This is a genomic window from Microlunatus soli, assembly GCF_900105385.1.
Taxonomy (GTDB): domain Bacteria; phylum Actinomycetota; class Actinomycetes; order Propionibacteriales; family Propionibacteriaceae; genus Microlunatus; species Microlunatus soli.
Genome location: NZ_LT629772.1, coordinates 6,359,677 through 6,379,789, shown reverse-complemented (window position 1 = coordinate 6,379,789; position 20,113 = coordinate 6,359,677). Strand labels below are relative to the sequence as shown.

The window sequence follows — 20,113 nt, the reverse complement described above, 5'->3', positions numbered from 1 at the left end:
GTCACACAACCTGCTCAGCCGGTGTCCGGTGAGCATGACGCAACCACAGAGTTCGGTACTGATCACCGGAGCCAACAAGGGACTCGGGCTGGAGGCCGCGCGCCGACTCGGGTCCCGAGGCTGGCGGGTGTTCCTCGGCTCACGCGACCCGGGGCGTGGCCGAGCAGCCGCGGACAAGCTCGCCGTCGCCGGGATCGACGTGATCATGGTCCCGTTGGACGTGACCTCGGATGAATCGGTGACGGCGGCGGTCGACGTCGTCGGCCGGCACACCGATCGGCTGGACGTCCTGATCAACAATGCCGGCGCGCCGGGGCATGTCATCACGCCGGCCGATGCGACCGTCGACGAGCTTCGTCCGGTCTTCGCTGCCAACGTGGACGGTCCGGTCCGAGTCACTCACGCATTTCTCCCGCTGTTGAGGACTGCCGACCATCCCCGGGTGGTGATGGTGTCCAGTGCCGGCGGTTCGTTCGCCGTCGTCACCGACCCCGATCAGCCGGTCGCTACCATGCACGAGCTCGCCTACAGCGCATCCAAGGCCGCGTTGAACATGATCACCGTCCGTTACGCCCAGGCGTTGCCGGAGATCAAGTTCAACGCGGTGACTCCCGGAGAGGTCGCCGAACACACCTTCGCTGCCACGGACATGAATCATCACACCGGTCAGCTGACGGTGACCGAGGGCACCGATTCGATCATCGCCGCCGCCCTGATCGGCCCCGAGGGGCCGACCGGGACCTTCACCGACCGGGTCGGTCCGGTCGGATGGTGAGCAGCCACGGTGATCGGATCAACGGGGTCGTAGATCCAATCGGCGCAGCAATTGAGCATTGCCGGCGACGATGATCGTCGACAGCGACATCAGGATCGCACCGACCGACATCGGCAGCACGAACCCGATCGGCGCCAGCACGCCGGCGGCCAACGGCACCGAGATCAGGTTGTAGCCGGCCGCCCAGGCCAGGTTCTGCCGCATCTTCCGGTAGCCGGCCACGGACAGCCGGATCACCGAGAGCACCGAGCGCGGGTCGGAACTGGCCAGGATCACGCCTGCCGAAGCGATGGCGACATCGGTTCCGGCGCCGATGGCGATCCCGACATCGGCCCGGGCCAGCGCCGGTGCGTCGTTGACGCCGTCGCCGACCATCGCCACCGTACGGTGCTCGGCCTGCAGTGCCGCGACGGTCTCGGCCTTGTCCTCCGGACGCACTTCGGCGTAGACCCGGTCGACGCCGATCCGGTCGGCAACCGCCCGGGCGACCGGCTCGGCGTCACCGGTGATCATCACCACCTCGATTCCCAACCGGTGCAGGTCGTCGACGGCACTGACCGACTCCGGCCGGACCTCGTCGGCCAAGGCGAGCGCACCGATCAGTTGATCATCGTCGAGCACGTGCAGGACGGTGGAGCCCCGTTCCCGCCATCCCGCTACGGCGTCCAGTTCCTGCCGACCCATCTCGGCGAGCAGGCGCGGACCGCCGACCCTGATCCGGTGACCGTCAACGGTGGCCGACACACCGACCGCGGGCGAGGAGGAGAAGTCCGTCGCTGCGGGGACGGCCAGGGCCTTCCTGCCAGCGGCCTGAACGATCGCCCGTGCCAACGGATGTTCGCTGTCGGCCTCGGCGGCAGCGGCCAGTGCCAACGTCCGATCGGCATCGAACTGATCACTGCCGACGACATCGGTCACGGTCGGCTCGCCCTTGGTCAGGGTGCCGGTCTTGTCGAACAGCACCGTGTCGACCCGGCGCATCGTCTCCAGCGCCAGTCGGTCCTTGATCAACACGCCGCCCTTGGCAGCACGTTCGGTCGCGATCGACACCACCAACGGAATGGCCAGGCCCAAGGCATGCGGGCAGGCGATCACCAGCACCGTGATCGTCCGGATCACCGCATCGTCCGGTGATCCCAGCAGCGACCACACAACCGCAGTGATCACGCCGGCGCCCAAGGCGAACCAGAAGAGCCACGCCGCGGCTCGGTCGGCCAGACGTTGTGCCCGCGAGGACGAGTTCTGTGCTTGCTGCACCAATCGTTGGATCCCGGCCAGCGCCGTATCGTCGCCGGTTGCGGTCACCTGCACCCGCAGTCCGGAGTCGGTGGCGACGGTTCCTGCCACGACCTGATCGCCGACCGAGCGGCGCACCGTACGGGATTCGCCGGTGATCATCGACTCGTCCAGCTCGGCGGCGCCGTCGACGATCCGACCGTCGGCAGGTACTGCGCCGCCGGGGCGCACCAGCACGGTCATGCCGGTGGTCAGGTCCGCCGGGGCGATCCGCTCGATCTGTTCGGCACCGTGCGCGTCGGAGCTGACCAGCTCGGCCTCATCGGGCAACAACGCCGCCAGCGAGTCCAGCGCCGAGGTCGTCTGGGCCAGGGAACGCATCTCGATCCAGTGGCCGAGCAGCATGATCACGATCAGCAGCGCCAGCTCCCACCAGAAGTCGAGCTGGCTGTCCAGGACCGACAGGCTGGCGCCCCAGGAGGCGAAGAACGCAACGGTGATCGCCAGGGCGATCAGCAGCATCATGCCCGGTCGGCGAGCCCGTAGCTCGCTGACGGCACCGGTGAGGAACGGCCGGCCACCCCAGCCGTACATGATCGTGCCCAGGACCGGCGACACCCAGACCAGCCAGGGCCACTGGGGGAGCGGGTAGCCGATGATCATCGCGAACTGTCGGGACGCGATCACTACCGGTATCGCGATCACCAACATCACCCAGAACAGCCGCCGGAACTGACCGACGTGATCATGATGTCCACCATGTCCACCATGTCCGCTGTGATCGCTATGGCTGGAGTGGTCAGCGTGGTTGGTGTGGTCAGCCGGGTCCGATCGGTCGTGATGGCTCGCGTGGTCGTGATGGTCCGCGTGATCGTGGCGATCCGCTGGGTTCCGGGTCAACTCATTCATCGTGTCCTCCGCAGTGCGATACCCCTAGGGGGTATCTGTCGCACTCGGTTATACCCGCTTCCTGCCCGCAGTTCAAGGGGTCGGCGGAGGATCGGCGATGGCCTTGCCGATGTCCACCTCGTTGCCCTCCGGGTCGGCGATCGTGCCGCCGTCGCCGCGGGTGTAGTGACCGCCGGCGGCAAGTGCTGCCTGTCTGCGTGCGGCCACCTGGTCGTCGGGTACGTAGAGATCGAGGTGGATCCGGTTGCGTTGCTCCCGTCGGGCCGTGTCGGACGGGTCCATCGCCTGGAAGATCATCGGTCGATTGAGCCGTCGGGGATCGTAGATGTCGGTGACGTACTCCCGCGGATCGGATCGATAGCCGAGCACCGCCCGCCAGAACTCCCTGACCGACGACACGTCCACGGCGTCGATGCAGACCTGGACGAAGCGCAGCCTGGTCGGATCAGCGGTCAGGCCCAGGCTCCGGGCGAGATGCTGAACGCGACGGGCGGCCACCGGGAACCGGTCGTCCTCCCATCGGTCCTTCCCGGTGTCGATCATCACCCCGGCAGATCGAAGGTCGATCATCAGCGACAGTCCGACATCGTCGGCAACCCGAGCCACACCGTCGGCGAGGTCGACGGACTGCTCGAAATCTGTGGTGGGGTAGAAGACCATGCCACCGAACGGCAGCCACCAGTCCGCTGTCTCAGGCCCTTCGTCCAGGCCACGGGCCGGGACGTAGTCGACCTCGTTGCCTTCGGCATCGGTCAGCAGCAATCTGCCGTCGGTCGGTGCCCAGTCACCCTTCCCGCCGAGATTCCGCGCGGCGGCGACCCGTTGTTCGGCGACCTCGGCGGGGACGGAGACGTCAAGGTGGACCCGGTCCCGCAGCGGACGCGGTGTCGCCGGGTAGAACCAGACCCGAGGATCTCGTCGCAGCGGGTCGAGCAGGTCGTCGTGCTCGGTGTCCTCGTAGCCGAGCAGGGTCTGCCAGAACGGCGCCAATCTCGCTCTGTCCTCGGTGTCGATGCCCCACTCCATGTCCTGCAGCACCGACGGATCCGCGGTCAGCGCCAGGGCACGGGCAGCGGCGGAAATGCCCTGCGCCAGTGCGAGATCGGCGGTGGTCCACCGTCCAGACGAGGGGATCGGGATCCGGACCTGGACACCGACCCCACGAATGTCGACATTCGGTTGCAAGCTGCCGGCCACCTGATCGTCGGCCCGCAGCTCGATGATCCGACGCAGCAATGCCACACCATCGCGATGTGACGCCGCCCCGAACCAGGCACCGACGCCGGCGGTGCTGAGCACCCGCCAGTCCTTCGCCCCGTCCTGGAACTCCCAACCGCGAATCTGATCTGCCGCCATGTCGGCAGCCTGCCAGCGACGGCCGCCATCCGCCAGAGTGCCCGATGCACCCGAGTCCGTTGCAGCACAGAATCCTGGGCGCCCTTGGACCGCTGACGGTATCGTGATCGATCGATCAACGGAGATCGATGATCCGGGCATTTCAGGAGAGTGGCATGCTGCGCATCGTCGGAGCCGGACTGCCCCGTACGGGCACGGCGTCCTTGCGTCGGGCCCTGGAGCGGTTGTTGGGCGGACCTTGTCTGCACATGTCGGCGATTCCCGGGCACCCCTTCGATCTCGGCGCCGATTGGGACCGCGCACTGGCCGGTCGAGCGGTCGACTGGGAGTCGACCCTGACCGGATATCTGGCGACCGTCGACTGGCCGGCCTCGGCATTCTGGCGAGACATCCTGGCGGCCCACCCGAAGGCGAAGGTCCTGCTCTCCCGCCGCGACAGTGCGCAGACCTGGCTGCAGAGCATGGAGACGACGATCCTGCCCGTCGCTCGGCTGGCATCCCAGCCCGGCTGGAACGGCGGACGAGGCTTGAACACGTTGCTCGAACGCTTCGCCGGCACAGAGGCCTGGGACGACTCGGCCATATTGACCGCCCGGTACGAACAGCATCTCGCCGATGTCAGAGAGGACGTGCCCGCCGAGCGTCTCGTCGAGTGGCAGCCCGGTGATGGATGGACTCCGCTCTGCGCCGCTCTTGATCTTGAAATCCCCGACATCGAGTTTCCATGGCTGAACCGACGTGAGGACTGGTAGCCGGCGGCCTCATCAAACGCGACGGCGAGATCGCGCGATCGGTCGCTCGATGATCAGGGCGGGTCGTTGCCGGTCAGCCCGTCGATCGATTCACGGACGATCGATGCCTGGCCGGTGTGCAACAGATTCTCCTCCAGGATGTCGACCAGGGCACAGCGACGGTTGACGATGTAGTCGTCACCGCCCCACGGCACGGTCTTGTCGAGCCCGCCGTCCTTGATCATGACTTCCCAGGCCTGGCGGGAACGAGCGATGGTGTCGTACCAGAGCGCGTACAACTGCTCCGGGTGGTCGGTGACCGCAGACTCCCAGTCCCACCGCGGCTGTGCGGCGCGATCGACCGCGTCCCACGGGGCCGGAACGGACTGTTCCTGGGCCCAGGCGGTCCAATGCGCCTCGACGCCGGCGAGATGCTTGATCAGCCCGGCGATCGTCAGCTTCGACGGTGGATGGACTTGCCTCAGGCGATCGGCATCCAGTCCGCCGGACTTCCAGGCGAACTGGCGATGGACCCGATCGAGGGCGAACAGCAACAGCTCTCCCTCGCTGCCGCTCGGACAGTCCTCGATCGGTATGTCGTTGTAGTCCATGAGCGGAGCATAGAGCCGTTCCCTGTGGCTTGGATAGGCCTTCGTGACGACCGCGCAGGCACGCGATCGGCCCGCCGCAGCGCGGTCCATCAGGCCCGGACCGAGACCTGCTCCGACGCCTGGGGCGCGCCGACCCGCCGTGACATGATCACCGCAACGGCACAGAGCGCGGCCACCACGACCAAGATCAACTGACCGCCGGAACCGACCCGCTCGATCGCGATCCGGCCCAACAGCATGCCGACAATGATCACCGCGCTGGACCCGCTGGTTGCGGTCAGCAGACTTGCGGCAGCGGCACCGCGTCCTTGCTCGGACTCGGGCGTCAGCGCCAGTCGCGTCACGTTCAGCGTCGGCGAGACGATGCCGATGCCGACGCCGGCCAGGGCCCAACCACCGTACGGAACGGCCAGCGGCACCAGGTCGACCATCGGGAGTGTCCCGAGCAGCAGGCTGCCGATCATGATCAACGAGAAACCGAGACGGAGACGTCGTCGGACAGACGTCCGGGACTGGACCTGGTTGCTGCTCTGCAACCAACTGCCGATCGCCCAGCAGACCCCGGTGATGGTCAGCACGAGTCCGGCGATCGCCGGTGAGACCCCGCGGGTCTGTTGCACGTAGAACGGGAGAAAGCTTCCGACGGTGCCGAAGGACAGATTCAACACGGCCAGCAGGGCGAAGACCGCCGGTAGTCCCGGGCGGAACCGGAGGAGCCCTGGCGGCCCGAGGCGGCTCATCAGCCCGACAGTGGCCACCGCGAGGAGCAGGGCGATGATCATGGTGATGGTCGACCATGGTTCACGGCCCTTCCCGAACGGTGTCAGGACCGACATCGCTGCCATCAATCCGGTCCCGAGCACGGCGTAGCGCAGTGGCGTGCCCTGGGCTTCGCCGGCCGCGCCGGTATTGCCGGAACGAGACAGTCGGATCAGGAGGACGCCGACCGGTAGCGCCAGCAGCGCGCAGCCGAAGAACACCGGTCGCCAACCGACCAGCTCGGCGGTCCAGCCGGCAAGTTGTGGCCCGAGAATGGAGGGCAGCAACCAGGCAGTGGAGTAGAGAGCGTAGATCTTCGGGCGCAATGCCTCCGGAAGGGCGGCGACGACCATCACCGTCAGCGCGATGTCGAACATCGCTTCGGCGAACCCGGCGAAGATCCGACCCAGGACCACCGTGATCATGCTCGGGCTGGTGGCGACGATCACGTTGCCGAGGATGAAGCAGACGACACCGGTGATCAGTGGCTGACGTGCGCCCGACCGGTCGGCCCAGACCCCGGCCAGCGCGGCCCCGAGCAAGAAGCTCACCCCCGGCGCGGCAAGAGCGAGACCGAACCAGGCAACACCATCGAGTTGCCGTGCTGCGTTGGGCAACACGGTCGAGGTGGCACGATCGGCCAGAGCGCCGAGGGTCACCAAGGTCACCGCGCCGATCACGAAGGGCGCATAGGCACGCTGCAGCAAGGATTCTTGGCCGGGCATGGACCAACTGTGCAATCTCAACCGCAGTTGAAGTCCAGTCCCTGTCCGAATCCGGTGCGCCGTCCGCAGCGCACTACCGATGACCAGCACTGAGGAATCGGTGTCGAGGGCGAACGTCGTCCGACCGGCTGTTGATCATCACGACGCAGCGTTCCGTCACCCGCCCAGCGCACCAGTCCGGCCGCCGAACGTCACCGTGCTGGGGATATCCTCGGCTCGGTCTGGTGGATCGGACGCAAGTCGCGGACCGTTGATCGCATGACCAGACACAAGTTGATCATCATCGTCGGAAGCACTCGCGAGGGCCGGTTCGGGCCGGTGGTCGGGTCCTGGATCGCCGAACAGGCTCGCGATCACGGCGGATTCGACGTCAACGTGATGGACCTCGCCGCGGTGGACATTCCCTTGTCCCTACCCGCAGCGCCGCCGAAGTTCGCCGGCGACTCCTATCCGAGGCCCGTCGGGATGCAACCGCTGACCCGTGCGCTGGGGGAGGCGGACGCGCTGATGATGGTGACCCCCGAGTACAACCACAGCTTCCCGGCGTCCTTGAAGGCGGCGATCGACTGGCACTTCGACCAGTGGGTGGCCAAGCCGGTGGGCTTCGTCAGCTACGGCGGAGCCGGGGGCGGTCGCCATGCGGTCCTGCACCTGCAGAACGTCCTCACCGAACTGCACGCCGTGCCGCTTCCCGACGGTGTCGCCTTCCCCAAGTACTTCAGCAGCTGGGAGGACGGCCAACCGTCCGAGCCCGATGCCGCCGGCCAGGCGAAGCTGCTGCTCGACCAGTTGGCTTGGTGGGCAGGCGTCCTCGGGCCCGCCCGTGAGCATGATCGCTTTCCCGGCTGACGGCTCATCGGGTGGCCGTGCAGCGGATGGTGTGGCGCCCTGCCGCCAGGTCGTTGTCGAGCTCCAGCCAGCGGCTGTCGAGCCGGGTTCGGACCGGCCGGCCGTCCAGGTCGATCGTCTGGTCGGTGGCCTCGGCAGCCGGCAGGCCGAACCGTGCGCGCGTGCCGGCCGGCACCGTGATGACGTAGTCGGCCCCGTCGGCAGTCCGTCGTCCGTCGACCTCGATCGAGCCGGTCGGCACCGGGATCCGAGCCGCCGCCTGGGTGAGGGCGCCGAGTTGCGGCCGCACCAGGAAGCGTCGGAATCCCGGCTCGATCGGACGAACGCCGAGAATTCCCTGTGGCAGCAGGAAGGCCGGGGTCGCACCCCACGGATGGGAGTGGGTCAGATTGGGCTTGAACTCGACATCCCAGGCCTCCATCGCGGCACCGGCGCCGACCTCGAGCATGTGTCGCCAGCTCCGATTCCCTGGCGCGGTGATCATCGGGATCGCGACCTGACCGGCGCCATGATCGAACAGGCCTTCGAGCAGGACAGGTGCACCGAAGACACTGCACGCCATGCCTCGACCGGCCAGGAAGCCGATCACCGACCCGACCCGGTCCTCAGGCACGACCCCCGCCCACAAGGCGTAGGCAGCGGCGTGGATCGCGTGATGGCCGAGTCGGCGGCCGCTGTCGTCGAGTCCGTCGACGTAGCTTCCGTACCCGGAATCGAACAGCAATCGGTCGATCGCCGAACTCAGCCGACCGGCGATAGCTCGGTACTCGTCCGCCACGCCGGGGTCGCCGACAGCGTCGGCCAACTCGGCTGCCGCCCGGAAGCACCGGTAGGACAATGCATTCAGCACGGTGTTGACCGCACCGAATCGGTAGCCGTCCCGCTCCGAGGGCGGCCAATCGACAAGATCACGGTCGAAACCGCCACGGTCCATGTCACCGGTGGAACCGTCGCTGCCCGGTTTGCGGACCAGGCCGGTGCCGGGATCGATCCATCGTGTCGGCAGCAACTCCGTGAGCCGCTCGTATTGTGGGCGTAGTTGATCAAAATCACCGGTGCTGTACCACAGATCGTGGATCGCCAGCACGGCGAACAACGGCCACTCGGTCGGCCACGTCCGGTGGGCGATGGTGAAGTCGACGGAGTAGCGGGCCAGGGCCGGGTCCCGGTCGAGCGCCAGATGGGCCCGTTGCTGCAGATAGGCATCTGCCTCGTACGGCAGCCGTTCGCGCGTCCAGGAATCGACGTACAGGTTGAGGTTGAGGGCCTTGACCGTGTGCTTGCACAGATCCCACACCCGATCCAGGACGAGGTCGGAGGAGGAGAACTCTGCGGCATCGTCGTCGAAGTCGTAGATCAGTGCGGCCGCTCGGATATCGGTCAGGTCGGGGTGGCCGTCGAGAAAGCGGATCTCCAGGTAGCGGAAGACCCGCAGCCCCCAGGTCGCCAACTCCTGCTCACCCTCGGTCAGAGTCCAGGTGTCGCGATACACGTTGCCCGCGGTCAACTCGAACCGCACGTGCGGATCCGGCGAATCGGTGTCCACCAGGACCTCGCCGAATCGGAGCTCGATCCGATCACCGGCCTGCGCGACGGCCCGGATGATCGCCCCACCGGCCCAGCTGCGGCCGAAATCGAGGACGATCCGCTCCCGGTCGGCGGACAGCTCCCGAGCGACCGGGAACGCCTCCCGGCGCACCGGAGCGAGCGGCGAACCGACGGGACGATCGAAGGCGGGTCGAGCGACGGCGGCCGGCCACTCCTGCTCGAACTCGGCTGTGTCGAATCCGTGCGGATAGTGTCGGGCGTCGAGGTCCTCTGCCGGAGCGGGATAGCACGCAGTGCCGATACTGGCCGCCGGCGGATAGCACGCAGCACCGGAGATCGCTTGCCAATCAGTGCCGGTCCCGACCCGCGTCAGGTTGCCGTCGACGAGTTCGATGACGAGTTCGGCGGCGCAGCGATGGTCGTCGGTCGTGTAGAGCAGTGCGCCGATGGCGTTGGATCCATCGACGATCAGATCGGTGACGTCGTAGCGGTCGACCCGTGTCTCGCCGCCGATCGGGCGTGCAGGACCGACTCCGACGACCTGCCCGTTGAGGTGTGCCCGATAGACGTATTGCCGGGACGGCTCGGTCGATGCGGCCGTGATCAACAAGGTCGCCCGGGTCATCCGACCATGATCAACGACCACTGTCTGTCGGACGAAACACCAGTCGGCCGACGCGTCCACACACCAGATCGGTGTCGCTCGGATCATCAGGTCTGACGGCTCTGTCAGCTCGGTCTGCATCGCAGGAATACTACTGTCCGGTCGCCACGGGTCGTGGATCAGCCCGCCCTGTCGATCGCAGCCCTGATCTGATTCGTCCACTCGATGCCGATCCGGCGGCCGTCGGGGAACTCGTCGTTTCGATCCCAGCGCCACATGGTGATCATGGCGAGCATCAGCAGCCGGCACTGCTGTAGGAGCTCTGGGTCGGCCCCGGGATACACCTCGCCGACACCATCCGGCGCATGAGCAAGATCGAATTCGACCGGACCCCGACAGCTGGTCTCCAGGTCGACGAACACCGGACCGTCGGCGGTCGACACCAGGTTGCCCGGATGCGGCTCGCCGTGCAGCAACTGGTCCGGTGCGGCCGCCGAGGTGACGGTCTGTCGCAGCCGCCGCAGCGTTTCGTCGAGCATCTCCCGATCTGCATCGCCGAGTTCCGGGGTGTCCGCCCTGTTCGTCACCAGTTGCTGAGCCTCAGCCACCCGGTCGGTGAAGTGCGGGGTCGGGAAGTCCACCGTCCGCATCCCGGCATGCAGCCGTGCGAGGGCGGCGGCATACTCCGTCGGCGGAGGCTCGGCAGTGGTGACGGGCCGGTAGTGGGTCCAGAAGGTGATCATGAAACCGTCGCGGTGGTGGACGATGGGTTCGATCCGTCGATCCGGGACAGCCACCGGGCAGTCGGCAGCAGCGAGCTGCTGAGCAAGATCGATCTCGAAGCGGCCGTCGCCCTGGCCAGGAGGAATGATCCTGGCGACCACCTCGGCCGGCGTCACGCGAACGGTCAGTTTGTTCGAGTTGTGCAGGACGACGGCATCGTCGGCACGCAGGCCGTGAGATTCGACGACCGACGTTGCTGCCGCAATGGCCCGGCTGACCTGTGCATCCTGCATGGAAGGTCACGCTAATGTCTTGCGCCCGAAATCCGCTACATCATTCGACCGCCTGGAGCAGCGATCTGCTGCGTGGGCGTCGGCTGACATGCGCCCGGTCAGCGCGACTCCGCCGCCTTGCAGCGCACTACTCCAGACGCCCGACCGACGCAGCGGGTTCCGAGTGCAGGACACCAGCCGCCCGGGCCGTGCACCGCATCGAGATCGTCAGTGTGGACGGCGGCTGTCCCGAGTGAGGTCCGAGGCGTTCTCAGCGTGCGGACAGGGAGTTTGCCAAATCCTTGTCAACACGGGTAGACCTATTGCTCAACACGCGTCACACGCGTGTGACATCCCACCTCGGGCCGGAGCCCGGACCGAGGAATCCGGGGAAACAAAGCGACAGAAGAAGGTCACTGTGGAACGGATCATCCTGGACGTCGATCTCGCGATGGGCGCGCCGGGCAGCGACATCGACGACGGCTTCGCCCTCGCGTTGGCCCTGGCCGACAGCGACATCCAGCTGGACCTGGTGACGACGGTCAACGGCAACACCGATGCCGGCACCGCGACCGCCCTCACCCTCGAGCTGCTGCATCGACTCGAGCGCACCGACATCCCGGTGCACCGCGGCGCGGAGCGACCCCTGCTTCGTCCGCAGGCACGACAGGGGAGTGTGCCCGACGATGTCGAGATCCGCTCGCCGCAGCCGCAGCCGGCGCCGGCGGCGATGGTCGAGCATGTGCTGGCCCATCCCGGCGAGATCACGTTGGTGGCGGTCGGACCGCTGACCAACGTTGCACTCGCGCTGCGACTGCATCGCGACTTTGCCGGCTCACTCAGGCGGTTGGTGATCATGGGCGGGATCTTCAACGGCCACACCCACAGCGCGTCGATGCCCGGCGAGTTCAACATCTGGAACGATCCCGAGGCAGCGCAGATCGTTCTCGAATCGGGAGTACCGACTCGTTGGGTCGGGCTGGACGTGACCACCCAGGTGCAGTTCACCCGATCCGAGGCGCAGACGCTGGCAGCCGATCAGCGGCCGTTCGCGGCCTTTGCCGGCGAATACACCGTCGCGTGGATCGACCACTTGGCCGAGTCCCGCACCGAGACCGATTCCTGTGCGATGCACGACCCGCTGGCGGTCGCCGCAGTGACCCATCCGGAGCTGCTCACCTGGCGTGATGCGTACGTGCAGGTCGAGACGACCGATCGGTCCCGGGGAGCAATGATCACCGACTACCTGGACGTCGGCTGGACCCCGGACGGCTCGACGAAGTCGGTCAGCGCCAACGCCGAGGTCGCTGTCGCCGTCGACATCGACGGCTTCCATGATCATCTGCTCGACCATCTGAAGCTGCTGTGAGGCGACGAAGCCTGCTCGGCCTGGGTGGCCTGTTGGCGGTGGCCGGCTGCGCCGGAGGCGGCGCAGATCAGGCGGCCACCACCCGCAGGGCCGCCGATTGGGACATCCCGGGCACCGATCCGGAGGCCGTGCTCAACGTGGTCGGCATCATCGATCCGCAGACCGACACGATCAATGACGTGATCGCCGCCTTCGAGAAGGCCCATCCGCGGATCAAGATCAACTATCAGTACGTTCCGTTCGACAGCCTGAACAGCGTGCTGGACTCCCGGATAACCTCCCGGACAGGCGACCCGGACGTCTTCTGGGTGGATCAGCCACGAGTACCGGCGTTGGCCGTCCGCGGCTATCTGACCGACCTCACCCGGCAGTTCACGCCACTGACCGGCGCACTGCAGCCGTCCTCGGTGCGCAACGGTATCTACGAGGACAAGCTGTACGCCCTGCCACTGTCGGACTCGACCCAATTGCTGTACTACAACAAGGAGATCCTCGCCGAAGCCGGCATCGCCGAACCTCCGGCTGCGCTCGACAAGCCGATCAGCTGGCAGCAGCTGCGCCAGGACGCGCGCCGCGCGCAGCAACGGGCCGGCGCCCAGAACGGTCTGCTGCTCGGTCAGGTCAATCGCTATTACCAGTTGGAGCCGTTGCCGGTCTCCGCGGGCGGTGGGGCCGGTGGATCGGGACCACACAACCTGACGCCGGCCGTCGACAACCCGGGCTGGAACTCCGCGATGGACTTCTACCGATCACTCTTCTCCGATCGGATCAGTCCGCGGGGGATGGCACCGGAACAGGTCGACTCGACCTATCTGGCCGGCCGCACCGCCTACCTGATCGAAGGCGACTGGATGGTGAGCAAGCTCAACGACTCCGACCTGCGTTGGGGTGTGGCCAGGCATCCGGTCTGGCAGGGCGGCAGGCCAGCCACCCCGAACGGTTCCTGGTCGGTCGGCATCAACCCGTTCTCCGGTCAGAAACCGGCGGCGGCGATCTTCCTGCGTTGGCTGGCCGTCGACGGCAAGGGCGGCTACTCCAGCTACCGGAGCGCGGCCGAACTGCCGGCGAACCGGAAGGGACTGACCGCCCACTTGGGCTCGGAGATGTTCACCGACACCGCGTCCGGTCGGCAGGCGGCCAAGATCATTTCCTACCAGAGTGCGCAGACCTCGGTTCCGCGGCTGCAGACCCCCGGCTACATCGAATTCGAGGACATCATCGGCCGGACCTTCGCCGACGTGTCCAACGGCATCGCGCCGCGACGCGCCCTGGCGTCGGCACAAGAACAACTCGAGGCGGCATGGCAACAGTACCGATGACCAACACGACGGACCGGGACGGCACCGGCCGCCGGACGCAGGGCCGACGACGGCGCGGCCGTCTGGACCGCCCGGTCACAACGATCATCGCCTTCCTGGCGCCGGCCGTGATCGCGATCATCCTGCTCCGGTTGCTGCCGTTCGGCGGCGCGATCCGATCGAGTCTGTTCGTCCGCGACGGCGTCGGATTGCTGGCGCCGGAACGCTTCGCCGGCCTGCACAACTTTGCGATCCTGTTCGGTGATCATTTCTTCGTCGGCACCCTGATCCGGACGATCCTGTTCAACCTGATCATCAACCCGGTCCAGATCGCCTGTTCGATGGCCGTCGCGCTGTTGCTGACCCAACGGCTTCCCGGCCGCGGGCTGTGGCGGACGGCCGTCTTCATCCCCTGCACCATCCCGATGGTGGGTTCGTCCATCGCCTGGGGGATCGCGCTGCGTCAGGACGGCCCGATCAATGCACTGCTGGGTGTGATCGGGCTCGGCGAGCAGCCGTTCTTCAGCTCACCGACGCAGGCGCTGCCGAGCATCATGCTGGTGGCTTCCTGGATCGGCATCGGCTACTGGATGCTGTTCCTGATCGGCGGTCTGAACGACGTCAACGCCGAGACCTACGAGGCGGCCAAGATCGACGGTGCGTCGGCCTGGCAGACTCTCTGGCGGATCACCATCCCGCAGATGCGCCGACCGCTGCTCTTCGTCCTGGTGGCCGACACCGTCGCCAACTTCGTCCTGTTCATCCCGGTCCAGATGCTCACCAACGGCGGCCCGGCGGACTCCACGACGTTGCTCATGTTCGACGCCTATCGTCGGACCTACACCTACTCCAATCCCAATCTCGGAGCTGCCTCGACCCTGGTGCTGATCGTGATCATGTTGATCATCGTCGCGGCCCAGTTCCGGCTCCTGCGGGAGCGTGACTGACCCGATGACCACCATGACTTCAACCCCTGTCCGAGCCAGTCAGAAGGGTGATGTGATCGACAGGCGACGCCGACCGGAGCGGACCCAGCGACGGCTGCTCACCGTGTTGCTGACGGCGCTGGCCGTGCTGGTCGCGATCGGCTTCCTGCTCCCCGTGATCTGGATGCTGTTCGGCTCGCTGCGCCCCGGCAACGAAGTGATCGAGCAGATCCGCCCGCTGGGCTGGCACACCCTGTTCCCGACCGAGTGGACGCTGGACAACTACCTGCAGTTGTTCGAGAGCCTGCAGTTCGGCCGCAACCTGATCAACTCGTTGCTGGTCGCGTTCGTCTCTGTCGTCGTCGGGCTGGCACTGTCCGCACCGGCGGCGTACGCGCTGAGTGTCTTCCGGTTCCCCGGCCGGGAGTTGATCTTCGCGGTGCTGGTCGTCGGATTCATGATCCCGTTCGAGGCGATCGCGATCCCACTGGCCCAGATCTTCACCGGTCTGCACCTCAACAACACCTATCTGGGCCTGATCCTGCCAGGGATCGGGAACGGGATGGCCGTGTTCAACATGCGGCAGAGCTTCCTCGGGGTCCCGTCGTCCTTGCGCGAGGCAGCGATCCTGGACGGCGCGGGCGACTTCCGGATCATGTCTCGGATCTACCTCCCGCTGAACGTGACGAGCCTGATCAACTCCGGGCTGTTGATCTTCCTGGCCCAGTGGTCGTCCTATCTGTGGCCGCTGCTGGTGATCTCCGACGAAGCCAAACAGGTCGCGCCGATCGCGATCTCGAAGACCTACACCAGCACCGACTTCAACTTCGGGCAGCTGTTCGGTGGCACCTTGCTGCTGTCGTTGGTCCCGGCGATCCTCCTGTTGCTGCTGCAACGGTTCTTCGCCCGCTCGATCGCCACCTCGGGGGAGAAGTGATGACAGGTACGACCGACCGGGCGGAGATCGCCGATCAGGAGGGCAACGTGACCGAGGCACCCGCAACGACGGCGGCACCGGAGCGCCACGACGTGATCGTCGTCGGCTCGGCCAACCAGGACTACGTGATCACCTGCGACGCGCTGCCGACGGCCGGGGAGACCCGCCTGGCGTCGGGAATGCAGAAGTTTCCCGGTGGCAAGGGAGCGAACCAGGCAGTCGCCGCAGCCCGGCTCGGCGCGCCGGTCACCTTCGTCGGAGCCGTCGGTGATGACGACGACGGCGCACTGGTGATCCGCGAACTCCGGGCCGAAGGCGTGGACACCAGTGAGATCGAGATCAACTCCTCGGAGCGAACCGGGCTGGCGATCGTGTCGGTGCTGCCCGACGGCGAGAACGCGATCACCGTGGTTCCCGGCGCCAACTACACGGTTTCGGCCGAGCGCACCGCACGAACGGTCAGCCGCTTGACCGGACCGCAATCGATCCTGGTCGTCCAGGCCGAGATCCCGGTCGACGCCATCGCAGCGGCCGTGGATGCCGCGGTCCGGGCCGGCGCCCGCTCGGTGATCAATCTGGCACCGTACACCGAGCTGCCGGACCGGGTCCTGGCGGCGGCGGATCCGTTGGTGGTCAACGAGATCGAGGCAGCCGCCCTCACCGGGTACGCGATCGACAGCACCGACACCGCGCTGCGAGCGGCATCGGAACTCGCCGCTCGGAGCCGCTCCTGCGTGATCACCCTCGGAGCCGACGGCGCCTGCTGGGCGATCGCCGACGCTGCCGGCCGGGTCGCCGCACCACCGGCTGCACAGGTCGTCGACAGCACGGGCGCCGGCGATGCCTTCATCGGCGGCCTGGTCCGCCGACTGACCGAGGGCGATGTCGACCTCGCCGACGCGGTCCGGGTCGGCGTGGAGGTCGGCACGGTTGCGGTCACACGGGTCGGGGCTCAGGCGTCGTACCCGCTGGAGACCGAGATCAAACAACTGCACCGGCACGCATCGGACGCGGCGCGGAGCTGAGATGGCCGACAGCACCCGCTCCGACGTCGCCCGACTGGCCGGCGTCTCGCCCGCCGTGGTGAGCTATGTCGTCAACGGGGGACCCCGGCCGGTGTCCCGGGCGGCCCGAGAGCGGGTCGAAGAGGCGATCGCAACGCTGGGCTATCGTCCGAACAAACTGGCCAACGCCTTCCGACACGGGCGGACGCGGTCGGTCGGGCTGTTGCTGCCGGCACCGATCAACCCCTTCTACGCCGAACTGGCGGCGATGGTGGAGGGCGAACTGCTGACCGCCGAATACATCGCGTCGATGGCGATCAGCAGCTTCAATGCCGAACGCGATGCCCAGCACCTGCAGTCGTTCATCGATCGGCGGATGGACGGTCTCATCATCGCCTCGGGTGCATCCCTCCCGACCGATCATGTTGATCTCGACACCGTGCCACACGTGATCCTTGATTCCGGGGCCCGGACGGCCACCGGCGCCGATCCCCACGTTCGCGTGCACACCGACGAACGGCACGACGTGGGACGTGCGGTCGACCATCTGAGACTGCACGGTCACCAAGTGATCGGCTGTATCGCCGGACCGCCGAGCTGGCCGGTCAATGCCGGCCGGGTAGCAGTCTGGCGTGATCAACTCCGCGCCGCGGACCTACCAGCGGGCGCCGACCTGGTCGCCCATGCCGACCTCACCGAACACGGCGGTGCGACAGCACTGCGCAGCCTGCTCGCCGAGGATGCTTACCGGCGGTCCCGTCGTGATCATCATCCGACGGCGTTGTTCGTGGCCAGCGATGTCCAGGCGTTCGGCGTGCTGCGGGCCTGCTACGAGCTCGGCATCTCCGTGCCGCAGGACCTGGCGATCGTTTCCTTCGACGGTGTCGCCGCTGCCGCCTATACCCAACCGCGGTTGACGACGATGCGGCAGCCGATGTCGGAGATCGTCCGGACCTCGACCCGGCTGCTGGTCCAACAGATCGAGACCGGCGACCGGCCCGGGCCGGCCGAGATCACGATCCGCGGCAACCTGGTGATCGGCGAGAGCTGCGGCTGCCTGCCGGCGGGCGGCCGGCGCTCCACTACCGAGTCTGCAGCGGGCCGGCGAACGACTTCTTGAGTGCACTGCCAGCAGCTATCGGCAGCAGCGCCGCGATGATCTTGCCCTTCAGCGCCCTGCCGATCCGGGTGACGCTGACCGAGACCAGTGAACCGTCACCATCGGCAGCAAACCGATAGGTCCATCCCGAGCCGGCTGCCCAGATGTTCGAATCCGTCGTCGTGACGGTCGCCGTACCCGCCGCCTTGTCCCAGCTGTAGCGGACACGTTCCCAGGTCTGATCATTGCCCTCGGTGACGTCGGCCCACCCCTCACCACGATCATGGACCTGGTAGTGATCCGTGCTGATCCCCGGCCAGATGGACGGTCGCTCGGGGCCGAAATCGGTCAAGACCGCCAACGCGGCATCCGGCGCCAGCCGGGAACGCAGTTCGAAGCGACCGGTGGGCATGGTTCCTCACTGACGGGGGCTGGACAACTGGTACGCCTTCAGCGTGATCGACCGCTACCGAGGACCGGTAGGGGCGAAGGTCCGGAACAATGCGATGGACGCGTCGGCTTCCAGCCCACTAGCGTGATCGCGATGACAGACGGCGGCCTGCGCCGCGACAGCGACCAGGCGGAACGGTTGCCCACAGTGGATGCGACGCAGGACAGCGCGGTCGTCGCGTTCGGTGCACTTCTTGGTGCAGCGGTTGATCGTCGCGAGATCGACCGCGGCGGACGCCGGTTGCGTTGGCTGGAAGCAGGCACCGGGCCCGTGGCGATCATCTTCGAAGCCGGGGCCGGCTCGCCATCCACGACGTGGGCGGCGTGCTTCGCCGCCATGGCGACCGACCACCGTGTGATCGCCTACGACCGCGCCGGTTGCGGTGCCAGCGATCCGGCTCCGCTGAGCCTCGACGCGCAGCTGGCCGACCTGATAGCGATCGTCGAAGCAGCAGGTCCCGGTCCGTCGGTGCTGGTGGGGCACAGCTGGGGTGGCCTGCTCGCCCAACTGGCGACCTGGGAGCGTCCCGATCTGGTCGCGGGACTGGTCCTGGTCGACCCATCCCATGAAGCGCTCTGGCTCGATCCTCCGGATCCCGATGCCATCGGTGAGTGGGCGACGTTCTCCGACCCGGCCGTGCCGGCCGGCGACGATCCGCGCAGTCCCGAGGTACTGAGCTCGGCGGCGCAGCTGGACCAGTCGGTTGCCCGTGGTGCCACAGCTGATCCCACGATCCGGTCGCTGCTCGTGGAGGCCGGCCGTTCACATCGGCAGACCGATGATCAGCTCCGGGTCTCCATCGACGAATTCCCGATGATCCTGAGCAGCCTGGGCAAGATCAGCGAGCGCCGCGACAACGCCATCTGGCCGAGCATCCCGGTCGCCACCTTGACCGCAACCAAGGGACGACCGTCGATCTATGTCGCGCCGGTGATCGCTGCGCAGGAGGCGTTGATCGCAGCCACTGCCGGCACGCACGTCGTGGTGCCGGATTCCGGCCACTACATCCACGTCGAGCGTCCGGACCTCGTGGCGCGCCAGATCCGCAGTGTCAGCCGGCGGGCGCTGGCCCATCGACGCCGAGACTCTGATGCAGATGATGCCGGGTGACCTCGTACATCTGTTGGGGAAACTCGATCCCGTCGCGTCGGCTGATCCGCTCGGCTCTGCTGGCGAAGCTGGAGAAGATGGCGGCGGCGGCCGCCGTGACGTCGTCCAGGGATGCCAACGCTCCGACGTGCTCCAGCTCTGCTCGTTGTTCGGCCGTCAGCAGCGGATTGAGCCGCCGTGCACCGCCGAACGGTTGCAATCGGTTCTCCGCCAGCATCAGCCGAACCAGCCATCGGCGCAGATCAATGACCGCGTCCTGGGCCAGCGCCAGCTCGCCGCGCCCGATCACGGTGGCGAAACTGCCCGCCAGGTAGAAGAAGAACTCGCTCATGTCGCCGACGTCCATCTGCGGTTCGGCTGCAGCTGATCTTGGGGCGCTCTCGATCAGTCGATCCGGATCGTAGAGCGTTCGGTGGTCGGTCGGCCGGTGGGCGAAGGAGGTGAGCGGATGCAGGATGAGATCCACATGCTCCCAGTTGCTGGTCAGGCTGAATCCGCCGATGATCGCATCGTTGATCGTCCGGCTGAGCGTCAGGTTGCCGACACACCGCGCGACGACTTCGCTCCACTGCGCGCGCCAGAACGGGATCGAGTCGTCGGTGATCAGGCAGTTGAGGTCGACATCGCTGTACTGGTCGCCTTCTCCACGGGCGAGGCTGCCAGCGACCCACACCGCCCGGACGCCCTGGCACGTCGGCAGGATCTCGATCGCGGTTTCGATGCATCGGCGCTGCCACGGCAGGGGGAGCGTGTCGAGCCAATCGGTCATCACGGCCACCGATTATCTCCATCCGCAATGGCTTTGGGAAGGGATCGATCCC

Annotated in this window: 18 protein-coding genes; 10 read left to right on the top strand and 8 right to left on the bottom strand. The window is 67.0% G+C overall.

Annotated features, from left to right (window positions below):
* Positions 1 to 34 precede the first annotated feature (34 nt).
* Entirely contained in the window at positions 35 to 775 is a 741-nt protein-coding gene (locus tag BLU38_RS29200; protein ID WP_091533363.1) for an SDR family NAD(P)-dependent oxidoreductase, read from the top strand.
* A gap of 18 nt (positions 776 to 793) precedes the next feature.
* On the opposite strand, the gene BLU38_RS29195 is transcribed toward BLU38_RS29200, so the two are convergent.
* Together BLU38_RS29195 and BLU38_RS29190 are read right to left on the bottom strand one after the other, a co-directional pair.
* Positions 794 to 2,722 (bottom strand): heavy metal translocating P-type ATPase, encoded by a 1,929-nt coding sequence (locus tag BLU38_RS29195; RefSeq protein ID WP_231920449.1) that lies wholly within the window; start codon positions 2,720 to 2,722, stop codon positions 794 to 796.
* A gap of 270 nt (positions 2,723 to 2,992) precedes the next feature.
* Complete coding sequence (locus BLU38_RS29190) at positions 2,993 to 4,276, bottom strand: VOC family protein (RefSeq protein WP_091530682.1); 1,284 nt, start codon at positions 4,274 to 4,276, stop codon at positions 2,993 to 2,995.
* Positions 4,277 to 4,431: 155 nt separating this feature from the next.
* Here BLU38_RS29190 and BLU38_RS29185 point away from each other — a divergent pair, with 155 nt between their 5' ends.
* The gene (locus BLU38_RS29185; protein WP_091530678.1) at positions 4,432 to 5,028 is read left to right on the top strand and encodes a sulfotransferase family protein; all 597 of its coding nucleotides are present in this window, start codon (positions 4,432 to 4,434) and stop codon (positions 5,026 to 5,028) included.
* A 53-nt stretch (positions 5,029 to 5,081) separates the two neighbouring features.
* Here the strand turns inward: BLU38_RS29185 and BLU38_RS29180 are convergent, their stop codons facing one another.
* Positions 5,082 to 5,618: a mycothiol transferase gene (locus BLU38_RS29180; RefSeq protein WP_157683840.1), complete on the bottom strand. Its 537-nt coding sequence runs from the start codon at positions 5,616 to 5,618 to the stop codon at positions 5,082 to 5,084.
* A gap of 89 nt (positions 5,619 to 5,707) precedes the next feature.
* A complete protein-coding gene (locus BLU38_RS29175; protein WP_091530672.1) occupies positions 5,708 to 7,102 on the bottom strand; it encodes an MFS transporter in 1,395 nt (464 codons plus the stop codon).
* A gap of 258 nt (positions 7,103 to 7,360) precedes the next feature.
* Between BLU38_RS29175 and BLU38_RS29170 the strand changes: the two genes are divergently transcribed.
* Positions 7,361 to 7,951 (top strand): NADPH-dependent FMN reductase, encoded by a 591-nt coding sequence (locus BLU38_RS29170; RefSeq protein WP_091530669.1) that lies wholly within the window; start codon positions 7,361 to 7,363, stop codon positions 7,949 to 7,951.
* A 4-nt stretch (positions 7,952 to 7,955) separates the two neighbouring features.
* Here the strand turns inward: BLU38_RS29170 and BLU38_RS29165 are convergent, their stop codons facing one another.
* Positions 7,956 to 10,244: a family 78 glycoside hydrolase catalytic domain gene (locus BLU38_RS29165; RefSeq protein ID WP_157683838.1), complete on the bottom strand. Its 2,289-nt coding sequence runs from the start codon at positions 10,242 to 10,244 to the stop codon at positions 7,956 to 7,958.
* A gap of 38 nt (positions 10,245 to 10,282) precedes the next feature.
* On the bottom strand, positions 10,283 to 11,119 hold the full coding sequence (locus tag BLU38_RS29160) for a phosphotransferase enzyme family protein (protein WP_091533361.1): 837 nt from the start codon (positions 11,117 to 11,119) through the stop codon (positions 10,283 to 10,285).
* Positions 11,120 to 11,516: 397 nt separating this feature from the next.
* Here BLU38_RS29160 and BLU38_RS29155 point away from each other — a divergent pair, with 397 nt between their 5' ends.
* Genes BLU38_RS29155 through BLU38_RS29130 form a run of 6 tightly spaced genes read left to right on the top strand, consistent with a single transcriptional unit; the run spans position 11,517 to position 17,752 of the window.
* Complete coding sequence (locus tag BLU38_RS29155) at positions 11,517 to 12,467, top strand: nucleoside hydrolase (protein WP_157683836.1); 951 nt, start codon at positions 11,517 to 11,519, stop codon at positions 12,465 to 12,467.
* The gene (locus BLU38_RS29150; RefSeq protein WP_091530658.1) at positions 12,464 to 13,786 is read left to right on the top strand and encodes an ABC transporter substrate-binding protein; all 1,323 of its coding nucleotides are present in this window, start codon (positions 12,464 to 12,466) and stop codon (positions 13,784 to 13,786) included. Before BLU38_RS29155 ends, BLU38_RS29150 begins: the two co-directional genes overlap by 4 nt.
* The gene (locus BLU38_RS29145) at positions 13,783 to 14,712 is read left to right on the top strand and encodes a carbohydrate ABC transporter permease (protein WP_091530655.1); all 930 of its coding nucleotides are present in this window, start codon (positions 13,783 to 13,785) and stop codon (positions 14,710 to 14,712) included. Before BLU38_RS29150 ends, BLU38_RS29145 begins: the two co-directional genes overlap by 4 nt.
* A 13-nt stretch (positions 14,713 to 14,725) precedes the next feature.
* The gene (locus BLU38_RS29140; protein ID WP_197679917.1) at positions 14,726 to 15,628 is read left to right on the top strand and encodes a carbohydrate ABC transporter permease; all 903 of its coding nucleotides are present in this window, start codon (positions 14,726 to 14,728) and stop codon (positions 15,626 to 15,628) included.
* The gene (locus BLU38_RS29135) at positions 15,628 to 16,653 is read left to right on the top strand and encodes a ribokinase (protein WP_091530653.1); all 1,026 of its coding nucleotides are present in this window, start codon (positions 15,628 to 15,630) and stop codon (positions 16,651 to 16,653) included. Before BLU38_RS29140 ends, BLU38_RS29135 begins: the two co-directional genes overlap by 1 nt.
* A gap of 1 nt (position 16,654) precedes the next feature.
* Positions 16,655 to 17,752, top strand: a complete 1,098-nt coding sequence (locus BLU38_RS29130; protein ID WP_172836247.1) for a LacI family DNA-binding transcriptional regulator — start codon at positions 16,655 to 16,657, stop codon at positions 17,750 to 17,752.
* On the opposite strand, the gene BLU38_RS29125 is transcribed toward BLU38_RS29130, so the two are convergent.
* Positions 17,715 to 18,143 carry a hypothetical protein gene (locus BLU38_RS29125; RefSeq protein ID WP_091530648.1) on the bottom strand — a complete coding sequence of 143 codons (429 nt, stop codon included), beginning with the start codon at positions 18,141 to 18,143 and terminating at the stop codon, positions 17,715 to 17,717. The genes BLU38_RS29130 and BLU38_RS29125 overlap by 38 nt on opposite strands.
* Positions 18,144 to 18,275: 132 nt before the next feature.
* Here BLU38_RS29125 and BLU38_RS29120 point away from each other — a divergent pair, with 132 nt between their 5' ends.
* A complete protein-coding gene (locus tag BLU38_RS29120) occupies positions 18,276 to 19,292 on the top strand; it encodes an alpha/beta fold hydrolase (protein WP_157683834.1) in 1,017 nt (338 codons plus the stop codon).
* Here BLU38_RS29120 and BLU38_RS29115 read toward each other — a convergent pair.
* The gene (locus tag BLU38_RS29115) at positions 19,234 to 20,061 is read right to left on the bottom strand and encodes a nucleotidyltransferase domain-containing protein (protein WP_157683832.1); all 828 of its coding nucleotides are present in this window, start codon (positions 20,059 to 20,061) and stop codon (positions 19,234 to 19,236) included. The genes BLU38_RS29120 and BLU38_RS29115 overlap by 59 nt on opposite strands.
* Between the last annotated feature and the right edge of the window lie 52 nt (positions 20,062 to 20,113).